We start from the raw sequence: 24,445 nt of genomic DNA, 5'->3' as shown, positions 1-24,445 counted from the left end.
TCCTCTCACCGCAGGAGGTAGGGCATGTTGATGGTCACGGCGCCGGTGGGGCAGCGGGCGGCGCACGGCCCGCAGTACCAGCACTCGTCGACGTGCATGTAGGCCTTGTCGGTCTCCGGGTTGATCGCCAGCGAGTCGAGCGGGCACATGTCAACGCACAGCCGGCAGCCGTCGATGCACTTGGATTCGTTGATCGTCACCGGTACGTCGGCACGGTTGTTGACCAGAGCCATGACTGAACTCCAGGAGATGTGGTGGGAGATGTGGGGTTTCAGCGACAGATTTCGGCGCGCATGGTCAGGCGGTCGCCGCGCATGCGGATGAACTCGAGGTCGACCGGGCGGCCGTCCGCGAAGTGGCTGAGGCGTTCCACGACCATCAGCGCCGCCCCGCGCGGCACCTCCAGCACGGTCGCGGAGTGCAGGTCGGCGTTGACCGCCTCCAGCGTGACTGCTGCGGTGCCCAGCCGTTGACCGGAGGTCTGCTCGATCAACGCGAAGAGGTCGCGGTTGACGAGGTCCTCGCCGAGCAACCGCTCCCCCACGTCCAGCGCGAGGTAGGTGAGGTCCAGCGACAGCGGCAGGCCGCCCAGCCGGCGCAACCGTTCCACGTAGACGACCGAGGCGTCAGGCGCCAGCCGAAGCCGTTGCGCGACAGCGGAAGGCGCCCGGATCACGGTCGCCGCCCTGACATCGTTGGTGACCTCGCCGTGCTCGTGCAGGGTCTCCGCGAGGCCCATCAGCTGGTTGAGCCCGTGCTCGACCTTGTCCGCGACGACCACCGTGCCGACCCCGGGCACGCGGTCGATGAGCCCTTCCTCGCGCAGGAGCTCCAGCGCCTCGCGAAGGCTGTTGCGCGACACCGAGAACTCCGCGGCGAGAAAGCGCTCGTCCGGCAGCACGCCGTCGGGGAACCCACGGCGCACCACCTGCTGGCGGATGACGTCGGCGGCCTGCCGCGCCCGATCGGCGCGCAACCGCCGCTCTGGACGCTGGCTGCTGCTCATGGCCCACAGCATGGACGGCACGTGACGATCAGTTTGTTACGCTCGTGTTACGCCACCTGGTCAGGGCGCCGAGCAGGCAAAAGTCGCGAGCTACGCCAGTCCACCATCTGGAACGGCCGGAAACGCCTCTTCAGAGCACCGATACCTCGGGATACGAGGTATACCACGGAGTTCGGCCTGGCGGCGAGGGCGCGTCGTCGACTCCGAGGTTCGCGGGCCGTCGTGAACGGGAACCCGTGGCGACATGAACAAGCGGACGGTCGGCCGATGAGCGCCGAACAGCTCGACATCAGCGTTCTCACCTGGGCGTTGACCGTCGGGCTGGTCGTGCTGCTGCTCGCCGTGGACCTCGTGGTCGCGGCCAAGCGGCCCCACCACGTCGGGTTCGGCGAGGCCACCGCGTGGACGGTGTTCTACGTGGCGGTGGCGCTCGGGTTCGGCGTGTGGTTCATGCTGCACTACGGCAGCGGGCCCGGCACCGAGTACTTCGTGGGCTACCTGGTCGAGAAGAGCCTCTCGGTCGACAACCTCTTCGTCTTCGTGATCATCATGTCGACCTTCGCCGTGCCCGACGAGCACCAGCACAAGGTGCTCACGTTCGGCATCGTGCTGGCGCTGGTCATGCGGGCGATCTTCATCGCGCTCGGCGCCACGCTGCTGTCGCTGTTCTCGTTCGTGTTCCTGCTCTTCGGCCTGCTGCTGATCTACACGGCCGTGCAGCTGTACCGGCACCGCGACGAGGACCCCGACATCGAGGACAACGTCGTCGTCAAGACCTCGCGCCGGGTCCTGCCGATCACCGACGACTACGTCGGCGGCGACCTCTTCACCCGCGACAACGGCCGGCGCATGGTCACGCCGCTGTTCCTGGTGCTGGTCGCGATCGGCACCATCGACCTGCTGTTCGCGCTCGACTCGATCCCCGCGGTCTTCGGCATCACCGCCCAGCCCTACGTCGTGTTCGCCGCGAACGCGTTCTCGCTGCTGGGCTTGCGCGCACTGTTCTTCCTCGTCAAGGGCCTGCTGGACCGGCTGGTGTACCTGTCGACCGGCCTGTCGCTGATCCTCGCGTTCATCGGGGTCAAGCTGATCATGCAGTGGCTGCACGAGGACGTCATTGAGAGCGTGCCGAAGATCCCGACCGTGCTCAGCCTGGTCGTGATCGTCATGGTGCTGGCGGTCGTGACGGTGGCCAGCCTGGTGAAGACCAAGCGCGACCCGTCGGCGAAGGCGCACCCCGGCTCGCTGCGGGCGCGGCGGGCGGCCGGGAAGCGGGAGAACGAGCGGACCAACCGCCGGTAGGCAAAACCCCAACCCAACCAGGAGGTAGTTGATGCAGGGCGACGTGGAGACGTACTACGAGAACGGGACCTGGAAGAACAAGGTCGAGGGCAACTCGCAGGCCTCCAGCACCCACGACACCAAGGCCGAGGCGACCGCGAAGGGCCGGGAGATGGCCAAGGAGCGCGGTGTCGAGCACATCATCCGCAACCAGGACGGCACGATCAGCGAGAAGAACACCTACCCGCGCAGCAGCGACCCGCGCGACATCCCGGGCTGACCCGGCTGTGGTGGCGGGCTCGCCGGCCGGGCCCGCCGCCCTGCGGCCACACGATCGAGGGGTCGATTTGTGGCCTGCGCCGTTTGGGGCCTAAAGTCGGAGAAACCTGGTGATCTGCACGTCGAGTTGAGCCTGCAGCTCGGTGTCCGACCTCGTCGCGAGGGGGAACCCGAGATGGCGCAACCGGTTCAGGCCGTTCCCAGCCGGACGGTCGGCTCGGCGCCGCACGCGGCGCGTGACCGGATGCGGATCGCCGTGGTGTCCGCGCAGGCGAGCCCGCTCAAGGCGGATTTCGGACAGGGCATGCACATCGCGCAGCTCGCGACCGCGTTGTGCGAGTCGGGGCACGAGGTGGTCGTGTACACGCGGCGGGATGATCCGGCGGTCGCGGAGCGGGTGCGCACCGCGGACGGTTACGAGGTGGTGCACGTGCCGGCCGGGCGGCCGACGGCGTTGGCGGAAGACCACGTCGTGCCGCACCTCGGTGAGTTCGCGGAGTGCCTCGCCCAGCGGTGGCAGGTCTGTCCGCCGGACGTGGTGCACACCTACGGATGGACGTCCGCGCTGGTCGGGGTGATCGGGGCGCACATCGTGCGGGCGCCGGTCGTGCACTCCTACACCACCTTGGGCGCGGACCAGACCGGGCAGCGGGGTGACGCCGAGATGCTCGTGGCGCGCAGGGCGGCGTGGATCATGGGGTCGAGCGCTCAGGAGGCCACCGAGCTGTGGCGGCTGGGGGTGCGGCGGACGCAGGTCTCGGTCGTGCCGTGCGGGGTCGACGCGGAGCTGTTCGAGCCGGAGGGGCCGATCGCCACCAGGAACGCGCTGAGGCGGGTGCTCGTGGCGGGCGAACCGGCGCGGCACAACGGGTTCGCCGACGTCCTCACCGCCATGTCCGCAATGGACGACGCGGAGCTGGTGGTCGTCGGTGCCGGCGACCAGGCCGAGCTGCGTGAGCTCGCGGGTGGGCTGGGCGTGCTCGACCGGGTGGTGTTCACCGGCCACGTTCCCCAGGCCCAGCTGCCGGCGCTGGTGCGGTCGGCCGATGTCGTGGTGTGCGTGCCGTGGTCCGACCCGTTCGGCATCACGGCGCTGCAGGCGATGGCGTGTGGTGTGCCCGTCGTGGCGACCACCGTCGGCGCGTTGAAGGACATCGTCGTGCACGACGTCACCGGCTTGCACGTCCCCGCGCGTAAGCCGGTCGTGCTGGCGCGCGCGCTGCGGCAGCTGCTGGCCGACGACACCTGGCGGGAGGAGTTCGGCATCGCCGCGCGCGACCGGGTCGTGGCCCGTTACTCACGGGACCGGCTCGCCGAGGAGGCCCTGGCCGTCTACGCACGTGTCGCCGGTCGCGGCGCGGAGCTGCGGAACCGCTGAGCTCAGGTCGGCCACATCAGCGCCTCCGCATGAGCGCCCACGGGCTGCGGTTCCGGCGCCGCGGGCACCGTCACCGCGCGGTGAGCCGCGGTCTCGGTCCTCCTCTCCGGCGCGCCTGCCACGTATTTCGCGTACAGCTCGTCGAAGATGGGCGTAGCACTCATGCGTGAAATTGTTGCGAAGAAAAATAACGAATCCCGCCGAAACACGTTAAATCGCGAGATCAGGTGATTTTTCGGACCCAGTGGTGACGGCACGCAAAAAGCAGCGCCCGGCTGGAGGTCCAGCCGGGCGCTGCCTGGCGAAGCGCTGTGGTTCGCCCGAGGTCGTCGCCTGCACTGTGAAGAAGACGAAGGTCGCCCTCAGGCGTCCGCGCTCCTAGTCAGTCGTCGTCCTCGTCGTGGTCCGACTCCTCGACCTCGACGTCCGGGTTCGCGCACACGCCGCTGTCGTTGTTCGACAGGATCGGCACCGCGATGACGTTCACGTCCACGTGGCAGACGTTGATGTCGCTGAGGAGCTCGGAGTCCTCCATGTTCACGAGGCCGACCTGGTGGGTGTGGTCGTACTCCGCGGCGAGCTCCATCATGTCGCTCATCGAGTCGGCCTCACCCGCGAACGCGGGCGTACCGGCCAGCAGGAAGCTCGCACCGACAGCGGCGGCGGCAACAGCCTTCTTCAGCATGAAGAATCGCTCCTTGTTCGAACTTGGTGTTTTGACGAACTGCACGTGACTGCGAAGGGAGGACGGAACCGGGCACCCCGGCCGCGATCCCGTCCCCCGGCACACCGACGGCGCATCCGCGAGGAGGCGCCGCCACGACTCACTTGTCGTCGGGGTTGCCGCAGAGGCCGCTGTCGTTGTCCGACAGCACCGGCACCGCGATGACGTTGACGTCGATGAAGCAGGCGTTCAGGTCGCTGACGACCTCGGAGTCGTTCAGGTCCGCGACACCGACCTGGTCGGTGATGTCCAGCTCGGGGGAGTCGGCCAGTGCCTGCGAGCCAAACCCGAGGAATGCGCCCGCGATAGCGACGGCCGCACCTGCCTTCTTCAGCACGAAAATCTCCTTGAGTGATTGTGTTCCAGCGGAGCGAGCCGGACGAAACAGACCGGCCTCGACTCCGACGAAACCGTATCCAAATGCCAATGGAACACAAAATCGGGTATCACGCGATGGTGTGAACGAAATCAGTTCATCACACGATCGAGTGATCTCTTGAACCGCAGGTTTGAGAATCCTCCGGCGGCTGAGCTGGTGTGACATCCGAAAAGCAGCGGACGGGGTCCGCAGCGGTGAAGGGCACGGCCGGTGGGGATGTCGGCGGCCCGCGTCACCCATACCGGTCGTGCACCACGGGCGGGCGACCGGGAGACTTGTCGTGAGCACCGACCCGAGCGGAGGCGGACCCGCGATGCAGATGGCCCACTCGACGCACCGCGGTGTCGTCGTCCTGCGTGTCACCGGCGAGGTCGACATGACCAACGCCGGCCAGGTGCAGGTGGCGCTCACCAAGGCGTTGGCAGCCGCACAGCGCGGTGTGGTGGTGGAGCTCGCGGTGGAGTTCTTCGACTCGGCGGGACTGGTGATGCTCGTCGAGGCCAACCGGCAGGCGGCGGAGGCCGGAGCGCCGTTCGGCATCGTCGCGACCGCGCGCGCCGCGAAGCAGCCCGTCATGATGACCGGGCTGCACGAGCTGCTCACGATGTTCGACGACGTGGAGGCCGCCGTCGGGGCGTTCGCGCCGGCGGCCCACACCGACTGACCGGTCTCACACGCCGGCGATCTCCTCGCGACGGCCGGGCACGGCCGGTTGCCGTTGTGCGGCCGCACGTTCGTAGACCCGCACCAGCTCCAGCACGACCCGGTCCCACGCGTACCGCACGAGAGCACGGTCGCGTGCCGCGAAGCTCAGCTCCTGGCGACGGACGTCGTCGCGCAGCAACGACCGCACCGCCCGCGCCAGCGCGGCGGGGGCGCGTGGCGGGACGAGCAGACCGGTCGCGGTGTGCACCACGCTCTCGGCCAGGCCGCCCACCGCGGACGCCACCACCGGAACGCCGCACGCCATCGCCTCCAGCGGCACGACGCCGAACGGTTCGTGCCGCTGAGGACACACCACGACGTCCGCGGAACGCAGCAGTGCGGGCACTTCCGAGTGCGGGACGTGTCCGAGGAACGTGACGCGGTCGGCGACGCCGTGCTCGCCCCAGCGCGCAGCCGGTCGAGCTCGGCGCTGCGGCGGCGCCGGCCAGCACGAGCTCGGTGCACGTCACGCGGGCAGCGCGGTGATGAGGTCGTCCACCCGTCGTCCGGCCGAAGCGGCTCACCGCGACGATGCGGGACATCCCACCGCGCGCGGCCACCGGCCCGGCCGGGGTGAACAGGTCCGCGTCCACGCCCCACGGCACGGTGACCACCGCCGACCGGCGCACGCCGAGCCGGACGAGCTCGTCCACCTCGTGGCCGGACGTGGCGACGACGACCGCGGCCTTCCTGCCGACCAGCCGCTCGGCCTCGCGGGCGTCACCTCCGACGGGTGCGTGGAAGCTCTGCACGACGGGGAGCCCGGTGCCGCGTCCACCGAGGACCGCCCCGAGACCGGACGTCCAGTGGTGCGCGTGCACGACGTCGGGCGCGTCGTCGGCCCAGCACCCCTGCAGCTGCCGGGCGAACTCCCCGATGTGCCCGACGACGTCGTCCCGGCCTTCGGGCCCGGCCGGCAGCCGCACGACCGTGAACCCGTCCGCGAGGTGCGCCCGGTCGGGCAGGCGCCGGTCGGTGCGGCGGGTGTAAACGGTCAGCTCGTGGCCCAGCCGGTGCAGCGCCTGCGCCACCCTGGCCACGTGCAGCCGCGTGCCGACCGCGTCCGGGTCGTGCACCGCGGTGGCCGGGTCGGCGCGCAGCGAGACCATCGCGATCCTCACCTGGACACCTCCGGGTGCGGCCACGGGTTCGGCACGCAGGTGCTGCCGTCCCTGGGCACGGACAGGCCCTGGGGCGTGCCGGCGGTGACCTCGGCGAGCCGGTCGTTGGAGACCGAGAACGTCTGCTGCATCATCACCGGCGCGGGCGCGCCGTCGGCGGGACAGGCCTCGTGCCGGTGGCCGAGGAAGTGCCCGATCTCGTGGTTGATCACGTACCTCCGGTAGCCGGCCAGGTCGCCGGCGAACGACTCGGCGCCGCGGAACCACCGCGGCGCGCTCACGTACACGACGCCGCCGACGTAGCAAGACGTGTCGTAGGGCAGCTCGAACCCGCAGGTGGCCCTGGCGGTCTCCGTTGCGGTGAGCCGGATCCGCACGTCGGGCTCGGCGACGTCCACGCGGCGGAAGGCGACCGTGCCCGACGCGGTCCAGCCCCGCGGGTCCGCGAGCGCCTGGTCCACCGCCGCGGCGAACGGCTGGTGCGCCTGCGGCAGCACCGCGCCCTGTTCGACCTCGACGAGTAGGTCACGACGCGGCCGCGGCCGACCTGGCGGTCGTGCCGGCGACCGTCCGCCACCCCTCCCGAACGCGCGCACCGGCTCACCGGGCGGCAGCTCGGGACCGGGACGCGGCTCGGCCGGGCCGGTGAGCGCGAGCGGCGGTGCCGTGGTGGGCGACGGCGAACCGGAGCTCGACGACGGCGGTGACGAGGCCGGCGGCGACGACCGCACCGAGATGCGCGTCTCGATCACCGGCACCGGCGGCTGGGCGACCTCGTTCTGCAGCCGCACGTCCGAGGGCCAGCTCCGCAGCAGGCCGATCGTCACGCCGGCCAGCATCGCGGCGAGGACGTAGACGACGATTCTGCCGATGGTCATGAGGTGTCTCCCCCTGTTGTTCCCCTGTCACGAGCAGCTGAACAGCACCGGGCAGGACGCGTGGTGCAGCGCGGCCAGCGCGGCCGGCTGGAGTCCCTCCGCGGGGCCGCGTTCCCGGCCGGACACGACGAGGAGGTCGCTCGGGTGCGACCGCGTCTCCTCCTCGACCGACCTCGGCTCGTGGACCAGCTCGACGATCACGTCGGGGCACGAGGCGTGCACGAGGTCGGCGGCGTGGTCGAGCGAGTCGGCGGCGCCGTGGTAGGGCCGGGTCAGCACGCGCAGCCGGGTGGCCTTGCGCGCACGGCAGTGGGTGACCCCGCCGCACGCCGTCGCCCACCGGGTCGACGACCGGTCACGACGCCGAAGCGGCCGGCGAGCGCGGCAGGGTGCCGCTCACGACCACGACGTCGCGGCAGTCGTCGCCGGCGAGCGGCGGCGCGGCCAGCGCGCTGTCCCGGGAGATGACGACCAGTGCGCCTTCCCAGCGGGCGAGCGGCCGGTCGTGGTGCTCGACGTGGACGGTCAGGCCGGGGTGGCCGGCCAGCAGTGCCGCGACCTCCACGTGCGCGGGGTCGTTCTCGACGCCGGCGTGCACGACCAGTCCCACGCCGAGCGCGTCCGCGCAGTCGGCGGCCCAGCGCACTCCGGGCAGGCCGCAGTCGCGGACGTCCACGAGCACGCAGGTGGCCGTGGGGGCCGTGGCGTGCACGGGTTCGTTGGCGAGGGCGGTCATCACGCCACCTCTGTTGTGACGGCGGCCTCGCCGGAGTCGGCGGACTCGCCGGTGTTCTCGGCGGCGGTCACCGCAGGGGTGGCCGGGTGGTCGGCGGTGGCGATGGCCGTGGCGGTGCTGACGGCGTTGTCCTCGGCCATGGCGTCGGCCGCGTCCTCGGCGGCACCGGCGGCGGCGATGACCGGGAAGCCGGCGGTGGGGATCGCGGTGGCGGTGGTGGCCATGACGGCGGTCGCGGTGATGGCCGGGTCGGCGGTGGAGTCCTCGGCGCTCCTGGCGACCGGGACCGGCATGACGTGGATCGGCTCCACCTCGGCGCGCCCTGGCTCGGCGTGCGCGCGCGCCGGTTCGCCTGCCGCTGCACCGACCCGGTTGCGCCAGACCCGTTGCGCCGGCCCGGTTGCGGCAGCTCCGGTTGCGGCAGCCCCGGTTGCGTCGACGCGGCCGGCACCGGCACCGGTTCGACCCACCGCCGCACCGGTTCCGCCCGCCTCGGCCGCGGCAGGTCCGCCACCACCTCGGCGTACCACTGGTCCAGCAGCTGCTGGCGCTCGGTCAGGTCGGCGAGCAACACGCGCGACTGCTCGAGCGCCTCACCCACGATCTGCCTGGCCCGGCTGCTCGCCTCGGCCAGCCTCCGCTGGGTCTCCTGCTCGGTCTCGTCGAGCAACCGGGCGTGCCGGTCGGCCGCGTCCTCCGCCTGCCGCACGGCTTCCTCGGCACGGGCGCGGGCATCGTTCTCGATGTCCTCCGCCTTGCGCCTGGCGACGTGCAGCAGGTAGCGGATGCACCCCGACACGGCGTTGTCCTTGTTGTGCCCGGCGTGGATCACCCGGTACTCGGCGAGCTCCGAGCGGGCCTCCTCGAGGTGCCTGGCGAGGTCGTCCGCGGTGGCGAGGGCGGCGTCGCGGTCGGTGCAGGCGGTTTCGAGCTGTTCCTGCAGCCGTGCGATCACCTCGTCGACCTGGGCGCGGTCGTAGCCGAGCCAGCGGGTGCGGAGGTGCTCCGCGTCTCCGTCCAGGAGATCGTCGATAGCCATTGCCCAGTCCTTCCCCGAACGTGAGCGTGGTCCTGTGGTGAGTGGCAGGTACCCGTGACCAGCCCCTCCAGTCGTCCTTGACCTGGTAAGCACCCGCTCTAGTGAATTCCTCACGGAGTGTCATCACCATGCGTCCGCGATTCATGCTTTCCGGGCGCGCAGCGGGCCGATCCGCGGGTATCCCCCGGCGAAACCAGCCGGAAGGTGGACGCGGTGAGCGAGCAAGAAACACTGAGGAGCAAGGCGGACTGGCAGGCCTTCACGGCGTCGTTGTGCACGGCAGCGTCCACCTGGGACACTGACCTCGCGCGGGTCGCCACCGGCGAGGGCGACGACCGGCACGTGCCGATCAGTCCCGCCGAAGCCGAGGACGTCCTGCGCGCGATCGCCGCCCTGTGCCAGCGCATGGGCGCCGCGACGGCGTCCATCGTGCGGGCCAGCGCGGAAGCACGGCTCGACCCGGCCGCGGACGCGGACGAGCTCACGCGCCAGGTGGAGTCACTGGAACTGATGGCGCATTACGCCGATGCCATGCACCGCGCGGCCGACCTGGGTCGTGCCGTGGTCGTCGGGACCGAACACGCGTAGCGCGTTCGCGACCGTCTGCAGCCCGGCCCGCCACGGTTCCGAGGTGTTGTCGACGGTGAACTCGTACTCGAGCTCCGCCGTCAGCGACAGCGCCGTGGCGCTGGGCGCGCGGGCGATCAGCACGTGCCTGCCCTCGGCGGGCCTGAAGTCCTTCAGCGTCAACCTGTCCCCGTCGCGGTGGGTCGCGACCTCGACGTCGTCGACGAGGACCTCCACCCGGTCCAGCGTGCGCGGGTCCTGCGCGGTGATGGTCACCTCGCGCACCGCCGACGACGTCATGACCGCGCCGTCCGAGAGCCCTTCCACCTCGAGCCCGGTCCGCTCGATGTGCACCACCGAGACCACCACGAGTGTCGACGACACCGCGAAGACCAGGGCGAGGAACACGAGCAGGATGAGGTTCGACCTGCTTGCCGGGTTGTCCACGACTCATCCCGTCGCCAGGGCGGCGAGCCGGTCGGGGCCGCCGTTGAAGACGTTCTGGTCGATCGGCGACGAGGTGTACTGCCAGATCGTGTGGACCGGCCACTTGAACGGCATCGGGCCCACCGCGGCGGCGTACCTGGCCAGCCACAAGGGGTTCGTGGAGCTGAAGTCGCCGGTGCGGCCGGTGCACCTGTCCCACCACTGCGTGGACGTGTAGATCACCGGCCAGCGCTTGGTGAGCGCGTGGTAGGTGTCGCTGAAGCTCTTGATCCAGTTCACCATCGCGGCGTGGCTCAGGCCGTAGCAGGTGTCGCCGCCGTAGGGGTTGTACTCGATGTCGAGCGTCCCCGGCAGCGTGCGGCCGTCACGCGACCAGCCTCCCCCGTTGGCCACGAAGAACCGCGCCTGCGTGGCGCCGTCGGAGCGGTTGGGCAACGCGAAGTGGTACGAGCCCCTGGTCATGCCGGCGTTGTAGGAACCGTTGTACTGCTGGGTGAAGTTGGGGTTCTTGTAGTTGGTCCCCTCGGTCGCCTTGATGTAGGCGAACCGCTTCCCGCTGCGCCACCAGTGTCCCCAGTCGACGGCGCCCTGGTGGCTGCTGACGTCGATGCCCTCGACGTGGCCGGCGCTCAGCTCCGGCGATGTCATCAGCATCTCGCCGGCGCCCTCGTGCTTGGCGATCTGCGAGCCGGCGTAGTGGTCCTCTGATCCTTCGGACGCGTAAGCGGGCGCGGGACACAGCATGCTCACGACCAACGCGATCGCAGCGGTGCGAACTACTCGGCGGCCTGCACGTGGTTGCGACGGCATCGGAATTTCCTCCCCGCGTGTGTGACTCTTCTGCAGGGCAGCTACCCGTGCTGGGAACGGAAAAACCGGACACCCGGTTGTTGACACGAGCGAGTGGACAGTCCGCCACTTCACCACGTTCGGTGACCGGCCTGACGGCTTCGGTTCATCCGAAACGGGCGCCTGATCAAGGGTTCGCAGGGTAACCGTCGAGAGGTGGTTCGTCGAGGGGAGTCTAGAGTGGACCGCAAGAGGATAGCGTCGTGCGTCAGCAGGCTGGCCGTGCTGTGCCTCGTAGCCGGTGTTCTGGTGGCGGGGCTCCTCTTCCCGGTCGCCGGCACGCTCGGCACGGTGTCGAACAAGCTCAGCGACCAGGTCAAGTCCACTCTGGCGCTGATGCTGAACAACCAGCCGCCGCTGATGACCACCGTGGTGGACAAGGACGGCGCGCCGATCGCGCACCTGTACGACCAGTACCGGGTGCGCACGCCACCGGACAAGATCTCAGAGCACATGAAGACGGCGTTGTTCGCGATCGAGGACCGCCGGTTCTACGACCACAACGGCGTCGACTGGCTCGCGACCGCGCGTGCCCTCGCCCGCAACAACGCCAGCGGCGAGGTGGAGCAGGGCGCCTCGACGCTGACCCAGCAGTACGTGAAGAACTACCTCGTGCACGTGCTCGCCCGCACCGACAAGTCCGCCCAGCAGGACGCGCAGGAGCAGAGCATCTCGCGCAAGCTGCGGGAGGCGCGGATCGCCGTCGGCCTGGAGATGGCGCTGAGCAAGGACGAGATCCTCGCCCGCTACCTCGACCTGGTGCCGTTCGGTTCGACGATCTTCGGCATCGGCGCCGCCGCCCAGGCGTACTTCGACACGACTCCGGACAAGCTCACGGTCACCCAGTCCGCCACGCTCGCCGGCATGGTCAACAGCCCGACCGCGCTCGACCCCGAGGCACGCCCCGACAAGGCGTTGCAGCGCAGGAACCTCGTGATCGACGCGATGGTCATCGACGGGAAGCTGTCCAAGGAGGAGGCCGATCGGCACAAGGCGGCTCCGCTCGGCCTGCAGACGCCCGTCCGTCCACTGCAGACCGGCTGCGTCGGCGCCGGTCCGTCGTACGGCTTCTTCTGCTCGTTCCTGGTCGAGTACCTGACCGAGGCGGGCTTCAACCTGGAGGAGCTCAAGATCGGCGGGTACCGGATCGAGACCACGCTGGACCCGAAGATCACCGAGCACGCCAAGCTGGCCGTCGAGGCGCAGGCGCCGAAGACCACGCCGGGCGTGGCGAACACGATGGCAGTGGTGAAGCCGGGCAAGGACGCGCACGAGGTCGTGGCGCTGGTGGCCAACCGCGACTACGGGCTCGACAAGGAGAAGTTCCAGACCCAGTTCGACCTGCCGAGCGGCGTGGAGAACAAGTTCGGCACCGGTTCGGTGTACAAGATCTTCACCGCCGCCGCCGCGCTGGAGAAGGGCATCGGCATCGACACGGTCGTCGCCTCCCCCAACACCTACACCTCGAAGGTGTTCAAGGGCGGTGCGGCGTCCTGCCCGAGCACGGGCGAGCCGAACACCTACTGGTACTGCCTGTCCAACCACAATGACCGGTACCCGCCGCAGATGCCGTTGCGCCAGGCCCTCGCGACCTCGCCCAACACGGCGTTCGTGATCCTGGAGGAGAAGGCGGGCCTGCAGTCGGTGGTGGACATGGCCTCGAAGCTCGGCATGCGCAAGACGATGGCCACCAACATCGCCGGTGTGGCGCCGGACCCGAAGGCGGCGAAGGACCTGCGCGTGTCCCAGGCCCAGTTCTACGCCGAGAACAACAACGCCTCCTTCACCCTCGGCCCCGCCCCGTCCAGCACCCTGGAGCTCGCGAACGTCGCCGCGACGATCATGAGCGGTGGCACGTGGTGCAAGCCGACGCCGGTGCGCCGGGTGGTCGACCGCGACGGCAAACCCGTCGAGCTGGTCCGCCCGCCGTGCGAGCAGGCCGTGCCCGAACCGCTCGCCAACGCGCTCGCCAACGGGCTGAGCGAGGACAGCAAGGGCCAGGGCACGGCCGCGTACAGCGCGCGCAAGGCCGGCTGGACGCGCCCGATGATGGGCAAGACCGGCACGACCGAGGAGTACAAGTCCGCCGCGTACGTGGGCGCCACGCCTGACTACGCCGGCGCCGTGCAGGTGTTCAACGACAGCACCTCGCCGAAGGGCATCTGCGTCGGTTCGGGAGCACCGCAGCTGTGCCCCGAGGGCAACATCTACGGCGGCACCGTGCCCGCGGCGACCTGGTTCGAGACGATGATGAAGGTGCACGCGGAGCTGCCGGAGAAGCCGCTGCCGCCGGTGGAGGAGCGCTTCCTGCACGGCGACGCGCAGATGAAGGTGCCCGATGTCGTCGGGGCGGACCTGAACAAGGCCTCGGCCATGTTGAAGGAGGCCGGGTACCAGGTGACGACGGTGTCGGTCAGCTCGCCGCGGCCGCCCGGCGCGGTGGTCGCCCAGTCGCCGCAGGGGATCGCGTTCCGGGGCACGGCCGTGACGCTGTCGGTGAGCAGCGGGTCTCCCCCGCCCGCGCCGGTGACGAACGAGCCGCCGGCACCGGTGTCGACCGCGCCCGGGCCGCCCGCGGCGGAGCCCTCGACCGCTCCTCCCGGACCGGGCTCGCCCCCTACCGGCCGATCTTCCTCGCCGTGAAGGTGAGCTCGTCGGAGTAGCGGGCCGTGCCGTGCTCACCGTCGCCGAGGTAGAAGCGGTGGTCATGGTGCGGTCCGCGACGTCGAACACCGTCCGCCGCATGGTGCGCCACGGTTCCTCCGGCACCGCTCGCATCGACACGGTGTCGAGCGCGTCGCGCGAGGTGGTGGCGGACAACGGCTCGGTGGTGTGCATGGCAAGCGTCCGCGCGGACGCACGGGCGCGGGCCTCCTGCGCGAGTGCCGCGGTCCATTGACACCGCTGGTGGCGAAAACTCACGTGTGGCCACGACCACCCGTTCGTGGCGTGAGGTTCGCGCGGCGGCGGGTGTCCACAGTGCATCCGGAACTCTCGACTCCTCAGGAGGACGCGATGTCGCTGTCGGACAAGATCGGCAACAAGGCGGAGGATCTCGGCGGCAAGGCCAAGGAGACGGCGGGCGAGGCCGTGGGCGACGAGCAGCTCGCCGACTCCGGCCGCGCCGACCAGGCGAAGGCGGCGCTCAAGGACGGCGTCGAGAAGGTGAAGGACGCGGTCGGCGGGCTCGTCGACGACGTCGCGAAGAAGTTCAAGAACTAGTGCCGCCGGCCGGGACGTACTCAGGGCGTCCCGGCCAGCAGTTCGCTGCGTAGAGCGCGTAGAGCGCGTACACGGCGGCCGTGCGGACCACTTCCCGCTCGTCCACGTGCTCGTGCGGCCCGTGCAGCCGCCCGGCGCCGTAGCCGAGGCTGTCGCGCACGACGAACGGCTCGTCGAGGTTGTTCACCTCCGCCACGACGGCCGGATGCCGAACGTCGAGCTGGCCGCCCACGTCGGGCTGTCGCCCCGGGTCAGGGCGCCACCGCACGGCGAACGGTGTCCCGCAGGAACTCCCGCCGCCGTTCGTGCACCTCGCCCGCTTCGTCCGCGCTCGCCGCGTACACGTTGCTGACCGGCGACCACGCCATCGACATCGCGATCACCATCGCCATCACGTCGAACGGGTCGCCCGCCCGCACCAGGCCCGCCGCCTGCGCGTCGGCGATCGACTGCAGCTTGGTCGCGTCGAGCCGGTCCACGTCGGCGACCAGGTGGCCGGTGGGCCGCCGTTCCAGCCGGGCCCAGGTCGCCAGCCGGATGAGGTCCGGGCGCGCCAGGTACTCGTCGTAGAGGCGCACCGCCCAGTCCGCGAGGTCGGTGGCGTCGATCGGGACGACGTTGACGATCCGCTCCAGCGAGCCGAAGAAGATCGCGTCGAACAGCCCCTCCTTGTTGCCGAAGTAGGCGTAGAGCTGCGCCTTGTTCGTCTGCGCCGCGGCGACGACGCGTTCGATGCGGGCGCCCGCGATGCCGTGCTCGGCGAACTCGCGGGTCGCGACGTCGAGGATGCGCTGCCGGGTGGCCTCGCCGCGGGCAGTCAGCCGCTGGTCGGACATGGTCCAACTCTACAGACAGAACAGTTGGTTTGCTTTCCGCGCCGACCAGCGCTAGCGTCGAAATAGACCGAACAGTCTGTTTGGAAGGAAAGCCTCATGCGAAGCACCACCGGCTGGCGGGCGCACGGCCAGGACTCATTGAGCGCGGCCACCATCCCCCGCCGCGACCTGCGCCCCGACGACATCGCGGTGCGGGTGGACTTCTGCGGGGTCTGCCACACCGACCTGCACTCCCTGCGCGGTCGCAGCGGCGACGAACCGCTGGTGCCGGGCCACGAGTTCACCGGTGTGGTGAGCGAGGTCGGTGCGGACGTGACCGGTTTCCGGGTGGGTGACGCCGTCGCGGTCGGCAACATCGTCGACTCCTGCGGCACGTGTTCGATGTGCCTGGCGGACCAGGAGAACTTCTGCCGTGAGTTCCCGACGCTGACCTACGGCGGCACGGACCGCCACGACGGTTCGACGACCTTGGGCGGGTTCTCCCGGGAGTACGTCGTGCGTGACCGGTTCGCCCATCCCCTGCCCGCCGGCCTGGATCCCGCTGGAGCGGCGCCGTTGATGTGCGCCGGGATCACCGTGTGGGAACCGTTGCGCGCCTTGGGGGTGGGGCCGGGCATGCGGGTCGCGGTGAGCGGACTTGGTGGGCTCGGGCACCTCGCGGTGAAGCTCGCCGTGGCCCTCGGTGCGGAGGTCACCGTGATCAGCCGGTCGGCGGACCGCGCGGCCGACGCGGCGGAGCTCGGTGCCGTGGACCTCCTCGTCTCCACCGACGCCGACCAGATGGCCGCCGCCCGCGACCGGTTCGACGTCCTGATCGACACCATCCCGGTCGCCCACGACCTCGGCCCCTACCTGAAGCTGGTCGCGATGGACGGCACGCTCAGCCAGGTCGGCTTCCTCGGTCCGGTCACGGTCGAGGCGCTGGACCTGTTGGTGGGCCGCAAGAAGCTGAGCTCGGCGGGCAGCGGTGGCCGTGCCTCCACCGCCGCCATGCTGGAGTTCTGCGCTGCCCACGGCATCACCGCCGACGTCGAGGTCCTGCCGTCGGGCCAGGTGAACGAGGCGCTCGACCGCCTGGCCCGCGGCGACGTCCGCCACCGCTTCGTGCTCGACCTGGCCGACCTGTCGTGACGACTCAGGCGACCGGGCCGAGCAGGAACCCGCCGTCGGCGAGGATCTCGCTGCCGGTGGCGAAGCGGGCCCGGTCGGAGGCGGCGAACAGGACGAAGTCCGCGATCTCGTCCGGGTCGGCCTGGCGAGGGATGGCGAACCCGCCGACCGGCACGATCTCGCTGCCGTCCGGGGCGTGGGCCAGTGGCGTGCCGATGATGCCGGGATGCACGGAGTTGACCCGGATGTGGTCGCGTGCCAGCTCCTTCGCGGCCGCTCGCATCAGGCCGCGCAACGCCCACTTGCTGCTGCTGTAGGCGACCAGACCGGGTGCGGCGGTGAGGCCGGCGACCGAGTTGATGTTCACGATCGCACCACCGCCCGCCTTGCGCATCGACGGTGCCGCCGTCCGGATGCCGAGCAGCGCGCCGGTGAGGTTGGTGTCGAGGACCTGGCGGAACTCATCGAGAGAGATGCTCTCCGTCGTGCCGACGCGCAGGTACGCGGCGTTGTTGATGAGGACGTCCACGGGCCCGAAGCGCTCTTCGGTCCGTGCGATCGCGTCAGCCCACTGCTGCTCATCGGTGACATCGAGCCGTACGCCGAGTGCGGTGCCGTCGAGGGTGGCGGCGAGCTCGTCGGCACCGGTCCTGGCCGCGACGACGGTGTTGGCGCCGGCCCGGGCGAACCGGGCGGACAGGGTGGTGCCGAGGGCGCCGGACGCGCCGGTGACGAGGACGGTCTTGCCGGTGAAGTCGAACATGACGAGCTCCTTGGTTGCTGACGTCGGTGGAGTGGGCGAACTGGTCGTGGAGTCGGCGGCCTGGGCGGTGGAGTCGGCGGAGCGGGCGGTGGCTGCGCGAGCTAGTCGGCGAAGTCGGTGGAGTGGGCCAGGTCGCGACCGGCTTCGAGCGCGTCGAGCCGGCCGCGCAGCGCGGCGGTGCCCAGTGCGTGGGCGTCGGAGCCGAGGGTCAGGCGCAGCGGCGCCTTGTCGTCGTCGGCGGCCGCGATGATGGCGGCGGCGATCTTCACCGGGTCACCGGGCGCGGGCAACGGCGGCAGCTCACCGGAGAGCATCCGGCGCAGCTGTCCGGACGGGCCGTCGTCGTACTCGGGCAGCGGCGGGCCGAACACCGCGGCGCCCGTGCCGAAGTCGGTGCGGGCGACACCGGGTTCGACCAGGGTGACGCCGATGCCGAACGGTGCCAGCTCGGCCGCGGCCGACTCCCAGAAGCCCTCGATCCCCCACTTCGTGGCGTGATACAGGCTCATGGCGGGGAACGCGATCTGCCCGCCGATGCTCGCGACCTGCACGATCCGCCCGCCGCCCTGACCGCGCAGGTGCGGCGTGACGGCACGGGCGAGCTGGATCGACGCGGTCAGGTTGGTCGCGATCTGCCGGTCGATCTGCTCGTCGGTGAGCTCCTCCGCGGCACCGAACAGGCCGTAGCCGGCGTTGGAGACGACGACGTCGATGCGGCCGAGCTCGGCGAACGCGCGGTCCACCACCTCCCGCAGCGAACCGGTGTCGGTGACGTCGAGCCGGGCGCGCCACAGCCGGTCGCCGTGCCGGGCGGCCAGGTCGTCGAGGGTGTCCAGGCGGCGGGCGGTGGCCGCGACGGTGTCCCCGCGTTCCAGCAGCTGCTCGGTGAGCCGGCGGCCGACTCCTGAAGGCCGCCATCGACGAGTTCGCCACCCACGGCCTCGCGGGGGCGCGCGTGGACCGCATCGCCGAGCAGGCCGCGGCCAACAAGCGGTCCATCTACATGCACTTCGGCGCCAAGGAGGAGCTCTTCGACCGCGTCGTGGGCGACTGCATGGCCGAGCTGGCGCAGGCGGTCGCGGTCGACGCGAGCGACCTCCCCCGCTACGCCAGCGCGTTGTTCGACCGGCTGGAGGAACGCCCGCACGTGCGCCGGCTGTACCTGTGGGCAGGGCTGGAACGCCAGCAGCCGGTCGACGCCGAGGTCGAGGAGTACCGGCGCAACGTCACCGCGATCGAGCAGGCCCAGCAGGCGGGCGAGGTCCGGGCCGACATCCCCGCGGTCGACCTGCTGGCCATGGTCGTCGCACTGGTGATCAGCTGGGACACCGCCTCCTGGTCGCTCAAGGCGCTGGAGACCGAGCCCGGTGACCGGAAAGCGGCCGTCGTGGCCGCTGTGGAGGGACTCGTCCGCGCCGGATCCTGACCGAAAAACACGAGAGCGCTCTCACAACGTTCAACGAGAGTGCGGACGTTGTTCCGCCGATCGTCAACGTCCCGACCGTCCCGGTTGGACATGCTGGCGCCCTCACCGGAGTCGAACGAGGGCGGCGACATGGCGGAACAGTCGGAGATCGGGCGTCGCACGTTGCTGCAGGCCGCCTTCGCGGCACCGGCGGCGGGCGTGCTGCTCGGCCAGGGCTCGGGTACGGCCTCCGCGACGCCCTCCGGCAGCACCGACTCCCGGTTCACCCTCGCGGTCCTGCCGGACACGCAGTACCTGCTCGACGAGGGCGGCTCGGACCCGACGCCGGTGCGCGAGACGCTGAAGTCGTTGGTGCGGCGCAGGCGTGAGGCGAACATCGTGTTCATGGCACACCTGGGTGACGTCACCGAGCACGGCACCGAGAAGGAGATGCAGCTCGCCGACCAGGTGTTCGACTCCATCGGCACCCAGCTGCCCTACAGCGTGCTGGCGGGCAACCACGACGTGCGCGGCGACGACCAGCGCGGGCCCACGCCGTACTCGCGGACGTTCGGGCCGCAGCGGTTCGCGCGGATGAAGACGTTCGGCGGGTTCGCACCCGACGGCTACAACAGCTACCACGTGATCGACGCGGGCGGCCGCAGGTGGCTGCTGCTCGCGCTCGACTGGCGCGTGTCGGCCAACGGCCTCAAGTGGGTGCAGGGAGTCCTCGACCAGCACCGGACGCTGCCGACGATCCTGACCACGCACGACCTCGTGGCCGGCAGCCCGCAGGCGGCGCTGTCGCCGAACGGGCAGTACCTGTGGGACAACCTGATCCGCCGCAACGACCAGATCTTCCTGACGCTCAACGGCCACTACTGGCCGTCGGGCCGCACGACGCTCACCAACGACCACGGCAACCCCGTGCACCTGCACATCACGAACTACCAGGAGCGCTACTACGGCGGCGCCGGCATGGTGCGGTTCTACTCGTTCGACCTGCAGCGCAACGTGATCGACGTCGAGACGTTCTCGCCGTGGCTGCTCAACCGCCGCGACACCCTGCCGGAGGCCGAGACCGCGGAGCTCAGCGGCGAGACCGACAGGTTCACCGTCGAGATCGACTTCCGCGCCCGCTTCGCCGGGTTCGCCCCGCCCGTGCTGCCCGCCCCGCGCCCGGCCCGTGCCGTGCTGGTCAAGGACACGGTGGCGTACTGGCGGTTCGACACCGAGGGCCTGCCGTCGGCGGCCGAGGGCACGGTGCCGGCGGGAACCGTCGCGCGCGACCTGACGGGCAACGGCAACGACCTCACCGTGCACCTGCCGAACGGCACCAACGTGCTGACCTGGTCGCGCGACCACCACGACGCCCAGCCCGCGCACGCCAGCCTGTCGTTCGCCGGTGGCAAGAACCCCGACCGCGCCACGATCCTGCGCACCTCCCCCACCGCGCCGCTCAACAGCGCGAAGTTCGAGTCCGGCTACACCATCGAGACGTTCCTCAAGCTGCCCAGCCCGTTCGAGGGCGACCACGCGTTCATGGGCATCCTGAGCTGGGAGGGCCGCGCCGGTGACGCGGGCAAGCACAGCGGCTGGTCCGACGACGAGCCGACCTGCAGCCTGAACCTGTCCGGCGAGCGCTTCCTGCAGTTCGTCGTCTACCCGGTGCCCGGCGACGCCGACCCCACCTCGTGGAGCCACGCGATCCCGGTCGGCCGCTGGACGCACGTCGCGGTGGTCAACGACGGCCGGCGGACCACGATGTACGTCGACGGCGCCAAGATCGCCCGCAACGCCTCGGAGGAGTCGCGGGGCATCACGACGCAGGGCAAGCCGTTCGTGATCGGCGCGACCCAGTTCAACCTGCGCTACGGGCACGGGTTCTACGGCTCGATCGGCGACACCCGGATCGTGGCCCGTGCGCTGCGCCCGAACCAGTTCCTGACCCGCGGCTGACGAGCACCCCGATCGTGTTGCCGCAAGGGCGGCTGATCCCGTGCCGCCGAGGTCACCCGGCCTCGGCGGCACGCCCGCGCTCGCCTTCAGCTCGGCTCGCCGGCGGTGACGGCGCGCCTCGGACGGGAACGCCTCGTCACCCACCCGTGCCGACGATGTTTTTCCTTGCACCGAACAGGGTATGCACGAGTCCGGAAGCACTGGACGACGAGGACTTGGAGCTCGGACCTGTGTGGTGAAGCAGGGAGGAACGACTGACGATGTGGATCACGAACATGAGGCAGTCGGCCTTCCTCGACGGTGCGCCGGTGGGCTTCGCGGTGTTCGACAGGCGGATGCGGGTCCTCTACGCCAACACGGCGTTCGCCACCGTGCACGACCTCCCGCCGTACGACCACACCGGGCGCACCGTGGACGAGCTCCTCCCGCCCGGCCACCTGGCCGCGGTCAAGCCCGGCATCGCCGAGGTGCTGCGCACCGGCACCGTGCACCGCGACGTCGAGACGCGCGTCCAGGCGGACAACACCACCAAGCACCTCCTGCTCAACCGGTTTCCGTTGTGCGACAACGATGACGAGGTCGTCGCGGCCGTGGTGACCGTGCAGGACCTGACGAGGACGCACGCGAGCGCCGAGCTCGAAGGCCTGCGGCTGCAGGCGTGGTGGACCGACCGGCTGGACCGGGCACAGCAGGCCGGCGGTACCGGGTCGTGGGAGCTCGACCTGCGCGGCGGGACGGTCACGTGGTCGGCGAACCTCTGCCGGATCGCCGGGGTGAGCCGGTCGCCGGAGAACCTGCAGGACGTGCTCGACCTCGTGCACGACGACGACCGCGAGGTGGTCCGGGCGCACTTCGAGGCGCTCAGGACGAACACGCCGGCGACGGAGGTCGAGTTCAGGCTCTGCCGGCCCGACGGCCGGATGGCCGTGGTCGCGTCGATCGGCGAGACCGTCACGGACGACACGGGCTCGGTGGTCGCGCTGCGCGGCATGTACGTCGACCGCACGGCGCGCCGGGCCGCCGAGGCCGATGCGCGCGCCGCGGTGGTTCGGGCGAACGCCGTGCAGTCGCAGCTCGAGGACGAACGGCGGGTCGTGCTGCGGCTGCAGCGGGCCATGCTGCCACCGGCCATGCCCCAGGTCGCCGGCGTCGAACTGGCCGCGGGCTACCAGCCGGCGGACGGCGTGGCCGGGGTCGGCGGCGACTTCTACGACGCGTTCACCCTGCCGGACGGCAGGCTCGCGGTCGCGGTCGGTGACGTGGTGGGGCACGACCTGGAAGCCGCGGTGACGATGGGCAGGATCCGCAGCGCCATCCGCGCGTACGCGGTGCACGACCCGCTGCCCGACCGGGTGCTGGGCAAGCTGAACCGGCTCGTGTGCCTGTCCGACGACCTGTCCATGACGACCGTGTTCTACGGCGTCTACACCCCGTGGAACGGGTCTTTTCGCTACGCCAACGCCGGCCATCCTCACCCGCTCCTGGTCCGTGACGGTGCCGCACGCCTGATGCCGCACCGGCACGGGGTGATCACGGGCGTCAGCCGCGACGCCCGCTACCTCTCGTTCGAGACCTCGTTGCAGCCGGACGACCTGCTGCTCTGCTACACCGACGGACTGGTGGAGCACTGCGACGGCGGCATCGACATCGACGCGGGTGTGGAGAAGCTGTGCCGGGCGGTCACGTCACCCCACCTGCCCGATCGTCTCGGCGACCTCGTCCCGTCGGTGATCAGGGCCGTCGGTCCCGAGTCCGGCCGCGACGACATCTGCGTGCTCGCGCTGCGCCGGACCGGTGCGGCCAGCACCTGCCACCGGGCACGGCAGTGGCACGATCAGGGGCAGGACGAAGTGAGGTGACAGGTGACCGACGCAGTTCTCGACCTGCTGCGTGAGCGCAAGCGGCAGCACAGCACGCCGGGCAACCGCAGCGACGACGCCCGCCTGGTGCTGCTGGTCGAAGGCGGCAGCTCGCGCGGGGCCTACTCGAGCGGCATGACCGTCGCGATCGAACAGCTCGGGCTGCTGCCGATGTTCGACGCGGTCTACGGCAGCTCGGCGGGCTCGTTGAACGCCGCGTGGCTGTTGTGCGGGCGGGCGGACAGCACCAAGCACGCGTGGTGGGACCCCGCCGTCATGCGGACGACCATCAACCCGATGCGCGCGCTGCGCCGGTTGCCCGTCGTGGACACCCAGCACCTCGTGCACACCATCTACACACAGGTCCACCCGATGGGGTTCCAGGACATCCTGGACAACCCGGTCGAGTTCCACCCGATGGCCACGGACGCGCTCACCGGCGAGTCCGCCGACCTGCACGGGCGGATTCACGACGTGCCGAGCCTGCAGGCCGCGCTGCGGGCGTCGACCGCGATGCCGCTGCTCGCCGGGCCGCCGGTGATGATCGACGGGCGGCCGTACGTCGACGCGGGGATGAGCGAGATGGTGCCGGTGCGGTCGGCGCTCGCCCAGCAGGCCACGCACCTGGTCGTGCTGCGGACCGTGCGCAGCGACGAGGTCCCGATGTCGCCGTCACGCGGCGAACGGCTCGTGCTGTCGCGCTGGATCGCCCGGCACGCGCCGGGTGTCGTCGAGGCCTGGTTGCGGCGCAGGGAAGGCAGGATCGAGGAGGAGGACCTGCTCGCCTCGCACCCCGCGTGCCTGCAGATCCGCCCGCCGCTCGGCAGCCTGCAGGTCGGGCGCACCGAACGCCGTCCCGAGGTGCTGCGGGCCGTGGTCGAGACGGGCACGCGGGTGGCGGTGAACGCCCTGGCTACCTGCGTGCTGGAGTCGCGCTGACCCCGGCCGGGGGGATGGCCTGGGCGAGCAGGCTCAGCGCGGTGTGCGAGGGCGAACCGGCGGGTGCGGTGGCGACCACGACGTGCGGGCCGGTCCCGTTGCTCAGGGTTTGCTGGACGACCGTCAGCGAACCGACCAGCGGGTGCCGCATCTCGTAGCCGGCCGTGTCGCAGACCTTCACGCGGTGGTCGGCCCACATCGAGGCGAACTCGTCGCTCTTCGCGCTCAGCTCCCCGACCAGCTCGTGCAGGTGGGCGTCGTCGGGGTGCTGCCCGGTCATGAGGCGCAGGTTGCCCACGACCGCCCTGGCCTTGCCCGTCCAGTCCGCGTAGAGCTCGCGGGTGTGCGGGTCGAGGAACACCAGCCGGGCCATGTTCGGGCGCCGGGCCTGCCGCACGGCCGTGAAGTCCAGGTGTCCGGCGAACAACGCGTGTCCCAGCCGGTTCCACGCCAGCACGTCGCTGCGGCGGCCCAGGACGATCGCGGGGACGTCGGCGAGCGCGTCCAGCAGTTGCGCGGTGGGCTCGGAGACGTGTTCCGGGGCTGGTCGGCGTGGTGTGACCTGCCTCGCCGGCTTGGCCAGTGCGTGCAGGTGGCGGCGTTCGGCGTCGTCGAGCTGCAGGGCCGTGGCGAGCGCGTCCAGGACCTCGGGTGACGCGCTGGACGAGTGGCCCTGTTCCAGCCGGGTGTAGTAGGAGCTGCTCACCCCGGCCAGGCGTGCCAGCTCGTCGCGGCGCAGGCCGGGCACGCGGCGCCGGTCGTCATAGGTCTGGACGCCGACGTCCTCGGGCCGCAGCTGGGAGCGCCGCGTCCGCAGGAAGTCCCCGAGCCGTGTCATGGGTCCGAGTATGTGCCGGATCCGGGTGTGGAGCGTGTCCCGGCCGGGGATACGCAGAGCCGGGCGTGGTGCGGGTGTCCGGTCTATCGCTTCGCTGGGTGCTGAACGATCTGACAAGGAGGTTC

Annotated in this window: 29 protein-coding genes and 2 pseudogenes; 13 read left to right on the top strand and 18 right to left on the bottom strand. The window is 70.8% G+C overall.

Annotated elements, in window-relative coordinates:
- Window positions 1-5 precede the first annotated feature (5 nt).
- Together BBK82_RS29825 and BBK82_RS29820 are read right to left on the bottom strand one after the other, a co-directional pair.
- Window positions 6-233, bottom strand: coding sequence for a 4Fe-4S dicluster domain-containing protein (locus BBK82_RS29825; RefSeq protein WP_065917961.1), 228 nt, complete (start codon window positions 231-233; stop codon window positions 6-8).
- A gap of 38 nt (window positions 234-271) precedes the next feature.
- Window positions 272-1,006 carry a GntR family transcriptional regulator gene (locus BBK82_RS29820; protein ID WP_218920363.1) on the bottom strand — a complete coding sequence of 245 codons (735 nt, stop codon included), beginning with the start codon at window positions 1,004-1,006 and terminating at the stop codon, window positions 272-274.
- Between the two features lie 267 nt (window positions 1,007-1,273).
- Here BBK82_RS29820 and BBK82_RS29815 point away from each other — a divergent pair, with 267 nt between their 5' ends.
- The 3 genes from BBK82_RS29815 (at window position 1,274) to BBK82_RS29805 (ending at window position 3,944) form a co-directional block, all read left to right on the top strand.
- Window positions 1,274-2,308, top strand: coding sequence for a TerC/Alx family metal homeostasis membrane protein (locus BBK82_RS29815; protein ID WP_065917960.1), 1,035 nt, complete (start codon window positions 1,274-1,276; stop codon window positions 2,306-2,308).
- A gap of 31 nt (window positions 2,309-2,339) precedes the next feature.
- Window positions 2,340-2,567 (top strand): DUF2188 domain-containing protein, encoded by a 228-nt coding sequence (locus BBK82_RS29810; RefSeq protein ID WP_218920362.1) that lies wholly within the window; start codon window positions 2,340-2,342, stop codon window positions 2,565-2,567.
- A 174-nt stretch (window positions 2,568-2,741) separates the two neighbouring features.
- On the top strand, window positions 2,742-3,944 hold the full coding sequence (locus BBK82_RS29805) for a glycosyltransferase (protein ID WP_083268236.1): 1,203 nt from the start codon (window positions 2,742-2,744) through the stop codon (window positions 3,942-3,944).
- 2 nt (window positions 3,945-3,946) lie between these two features.
- Here the strand turns inward: BBK82_RS29805 and BBK82_RS50710 are convergent, their stop codons facing one another.
- The 3 genes from BBK82_RS50710 to BBK82_RS29795 form a co-directional block, all read right to left on the bottom strand.
- Window positions 3,947-4,108, bottom strand: coding sequence for a hypothetical protein (locus BBK82_RS50710; RefSeq protein ID WP_154697581.1), 162 nt, complete (start codon window positions 4,106-4,108; stop codon window positions 3,947-3,949).
- A gap of 218 nt (window positions 4,109-4,326) precedes the next feature.
- Window positions 4,327-4,629, bottom strand: a complete 303-nt coding sequence (locus tag BBK82_RS29800) for a hypothetical protein (RefSeq protein ID WP_065917958.1) — start codon at window positions 4,627-4,629, stop codon at window positions 4,327-4,329.
- A 139-nt stretch (window positions 4,630-4,768) separates the two neighbouring features.
- Window positions 4,769-5,005, bottom strand: a complete 237-nt coding sequence (locus BBK82_RS29795; RefSeq protein ID WP_065917957.1) for a hypothetical protein — start codon at window positions 5,003-5,005, stop codon at window positions 4,769-4,771.
- 322 nt (window positions 5,006-5,327) lie between these two features.
- Between BBK82_RS29795 and BBK82_RS29790 the strand changes: the two genes are divergently transcribed.
- The gene (locus tag BBK82_RS29790) at window positions 5,328-5,711 is read left to right on the top strand and encodes an STAS domain-containing protein (protein ID WP_065917956.1); all 384 of its coding nucleotides are present in this window, start codon (window positions 5,328-5,330) and stop codon (window positions 5,709-5,711) included.
- Between the two features lie 6 nt (window positions 5,712-5,717).
- On the opposite strand, the pseudogene BBK82_RS54515 reads toward BBK82_RS29790, so the two are convergent.
- The 6 genes and pseudogenes from BBK82_RS54515 to BBK82_RS50705 form a co-directional block, all read right to left on the bottom strand.
- A pseudogene (locus BBK82_RS54515) lies at window positions 5,718-6,101 on the bottom strand (glycosyltransferase); the annotation flags it as partial.
- A 292-nt stretch (window positions 6,102-6,393) separates the two neighbouring features.
- A pseudogene (locus tag BBK82_RS54510) lies at window positions 6,394-6,861 on the bottom strand (glycosyltransferase); the annotation flags it as partial.
- Between the two features lie 8 nt (window positions 6,862-6,869).
- Window positions 6,870-7,751 (bottom strand): DUF3152 domain-containing protein, encoded by an 882-nt coding sequence (locus BBK82_RS29780; RefSeq protein ID WP_065917955.1) that lies wholly within the window; start codon window positions 7,749-7,751, stop codon window positions 6,870-6,872.
- A 27-nt stretch (window positions 7,752-7,778) separates the two neighbouring features.
- The gene (locus BBK82_RS29775) at window positions 7,779-8,030 is read right to left on the bottom strand and encodes a hypothetical protein (RefSeq protein ID WP_065917954.1); all 252 of its coding nucleotides are present in this window, start codon (window positions 8,028-8,030) and stop codon (window positions 7,779-7,781) included.
- A gap of 76 nt (window positions 8,031-8,106) precedes the next feature.
- On the bottom strand, window positions 8,107-8,487 hold the full coding sequence (locus BBK82_RS29770) for a hypothetical protein (RefSeq protein ID WP_065917953.1): 381 nt from the start codon (window positions 8,485-8,487) through the stop codon (window positions 8,107-8,109).
- 67 nt (window positions 8,488-8,554) lie between these two features.
- Window positions 8,555-9,526 carry a hypothetical protein gene (locus tag BBK82_RS50705; RefSeq protein WP_154697580.1) on the bottom strand — a complete coding sequence of 324 codons (972 nt, stop codon included), beginning with the start codon at window positions 9,524-9,526 and terminating at the stop codon, window positions 8,555-8,557.
- Window positions 9,527-9,739: 213 nt separating this feature from the next.
- Between BBK82_RS50705 and BBK82_RS50700 the strand changes: the two genes are divergently transcribed.
- Window positions 9,740-10,114: a hypothetical protein gene (locus tag BBK82_RS50700; protein ID WP_154697579.1), complete on the top strand. Its 375-nt coding sequence runs from the start codon at window positions 9,740-9,742 to the stop codon at window positions 10,112-10,114.
- On the opposite strand, the gene BBK82_RS29750 is transcribed toward BBK82_RS50700, so the two are convergent.
- Window positions 10,025-10,540, bottom strand: coding sequence for a hypothetical protein (locus BBK82_RS29750; protein WP_065917949.1), 516 nt, complete (start codon window positions 10,538-10,540; stop codon window positions 10,025-10,027). The genes BBK82_RS50700 and BBK82_RS29750 overlap by 90 nt on opposite strands.
- Window positions 10,541-10,543: 3 nt before the next feature.
- Window positions 10,544-11,284 carry a lysozyme gene (locus tag BBK82_RS29745; RefSeq protein ID WP_065921454.1) on the bottom strand — a complete coding sequence of 247 codons (741 nt, stop codon included), beginning with the start codon at window positions 11,282-11,284 and terminating at the stop codon, window positions 10,544-10,546.
- A gap of 285 nt (window positions 11,285-11,569) precedes the next feature.
- On the opposite strand from BBK82_RS29745, the gene BBK82_RS29740 reads away from it, so the two are divergent.
- The 3 genes from BBK82_RS29740 to BBK82_RS29730 all read left to right on the top strand — a co-directional run bounded on the left by BBK82_RS29740 (window position 11,570) and on the right by BBK82_RS29730 (window position 14,611).
- Window positions 11,570-14,032 (top strand): transglycosylase domain-containing protein, encoded by a 2,463-nt coding sequence (locus BBK82_RS29740; RefSeq protein WP_065917948.1) that lies wholly within the window; start codon window positions 11,570-11,572, stop codon window positions 14,030-14,032.
- A 31-nt stretch (window positions 14,033-14,063) separates the two neighbouring features.
- Entirely contained in the window at window positions 14,064-14,288 is a 225-nt protein-coding gene (locus BBK82_RS29735; protein WP_065917947.1) for a hypothetical protein, read from the top strand.
- A gap of 116 nt (window positions 14,289-14,404) precedes the next feature.
- On the top strand, window positions 14,405-14,611 hold the full coding sequence (locus tag BBK82_RS29730) for a CsbD family protein (protein ID WP_065917946.1): 207 nt from the start codon (window positions 14,405-14,407) through the stop codon (window positions 14,609-14,611).
- Here BBK82_RS29730 and BBK82_RS29725 read toward each other — a convergent pair.
- Together BBK82_RS29725 and BBK82_RS29720 are read right to left on the bottom strand one after the other, a co-directional pair.
- Complete coding sequence (locus tag BBK82_RS29725) at window positions 14,601-14,843, bottom strand: hypothetical protein (protein WP_065917945.1); 243 nt, start codon at window positions 14,841-14,843, stop codon at window positions 14,601-14,603. The two genes, BBK82_RS29730 and BBK82_RS29725, sit on opposite strands and share 11 nt — an antisense overlap.
- A gap of 19 nt (window positions 14,844-14,862) precedes the next feature.
- Window positions 14,863-15,447 carry a TetR/AcrR family transcriptional regulator gene (locus BBK82_RS29720; RefSeq protein ID WP_065917944.1) on the bottom strand — a complete coding sequence of 195 codons (585 nt, stop codon included), beginning with the start codon at window positions 15,445-15,447 and terminating at the stop codon, window positions 14,863-14,865.
- A 96-nt stretch (window positions 15,448-15,543) separates the two neighbouring features.
- On the opposite strand from BBK82_RS29720, the gene BBK82_RS29715 reads away from it, so the two are divergent.
- Window positions 15,544-16,578 (top strand): NAD(P)-dependent alcohol dehydrogenase, encoded by a 1,035-nt coding sequence (locus BBK82_RS29715; RefSeq protein ID WP_065917943.1) that lies wholly within the window; start codon window positions 15,544-15,546, stop codon window positions 16,576-16,578.
- 4 nt (window positions 16,579-16,582) lie between these two features.
- Here BBK82_RS29715 and BBK82_RS29710 read toward each other — a convergent pair whose 3' ends face one another.
- On the bottom strand, window positions 16,583-17,320 hold the full coding sequence (locus tag BBK82_RS29710) for an SDR family NAD(P)-dependent oxidoreductase (protein WP_065917942.1): 738 nt from the start codon (window positions 17,318-17,320) through the stop codon (window positions 16,583-16,585).
- Window positions 17,321-17,421: 101 nt separating this feature from the next.
- On the bottom strand, window positions 17,422-18,195 hold the full coding sequence (locus tag BBK82_RS29705) for an SDR family oxidoreductase (protein ID WP_237048442.1): 774 nt from the start codon (window positions 18,193-18,195) through the stop codon (window positions 17,422-17,424).
- An 80-nt stretch (window positions 18,196-18,275) separates the two neighbouring features.
- Here BBK82_RS29705 and BBK82_RS29700 point away from each other — a divergent pair, with 80 nt between their 5' ends.
- The 4 genes from BBK82_RS29700 to BBK82_RS29685 all read left to right on the top strand — a co-directional run bounded on the left by BBK82_RS29700 (window position 18,276) and on the right by BBK82_RS29685 (window position 23,482).
- Window positions 18,276-18,746: a TetR/AcrR family transcriptional regulator gene (locus tag BBK82_RS29700; protein WP_237047650.1), complete on the top strand. Its 471-nt coding sequence runs from the start codon at window positions 18,276-18,278 to the stop codon at window positions 18,744-18,746.
- A 90-nt stretch (window positions 18,747-18,836) separates the two neighbouring features.
- On the top strand, window positions 18,837-20,684 hold the full coding sequence (locus BBK82_RS29695) for a laminin G domain-containing metallophosphoesterase family protein (protein WP_065921453.1): 1,848 nt from the start codon (window positions 18,837-18,839) through the stop codon (window positions 20,682-20,684).
- A gap of 275 nt (window positions 20,685-20,959) precedes the next feature.
- Window positions 20,960-22,543 (top strand): SpoIIE family protein phosphatase, encoded by a 1,584-nt coding sequence (locus BBK82_RS29690; RefSeq protein WP_170067984.1) that lies wholly within the window; start codon window positions 20,960-20,962, stop codon window positions 22,541-22,543.
- A 3-nt stretch (window positions 22,544-22,546) separates the two neighbouring features.
- Window positions 22,547-23,482 (top strand): patatin-like phospholipase family protein, encoded by a 936-nt coding sequence (locus BBK82_RS29685; RefSeq protein ID WP_065917939.1) that lies wholly within the window; start codon window positions 22,547-22,549, stop codon window positions 23,480-23,482.
- On the opposite strand, the gene BBK82_RS29680 is transcribed toward BBK82_RS29685, so the two are convergent.
- The gene (locus BBK82_RS29680) at window positions 23,457-24,320 is read right to left on the bottom strand and encodes a helix-turn-helix transcriptional regulator (protein WP_065917938.1); all 864 of its coding nucleotides are present in this window, start codon (window positions 24,318-24,320) and stop codon (window positions 23,457-23,459) included. The two genes, BBK82_RS29685 and BBK82_RS29680, sit on opposite strands and share 26 nt — an antisense overlap.
- Between the last annotated feature and the right edge of the window lie 125 nt (window positions 24,321-24,445).

This window comes from Lentzea guizhouensis (assembly GCF_001701025.1).
GTDB classification, from domain to species: domain Bacteria; phylum Actinomycetota; class Actinomycetes; order Mycobacteriales; family Pseudonocardiaceae; genus Lentzea; species Lentzea guizhouensis.
This window is presented reverse-complemented; position numbering and strand designations above follow the sequence as displayed.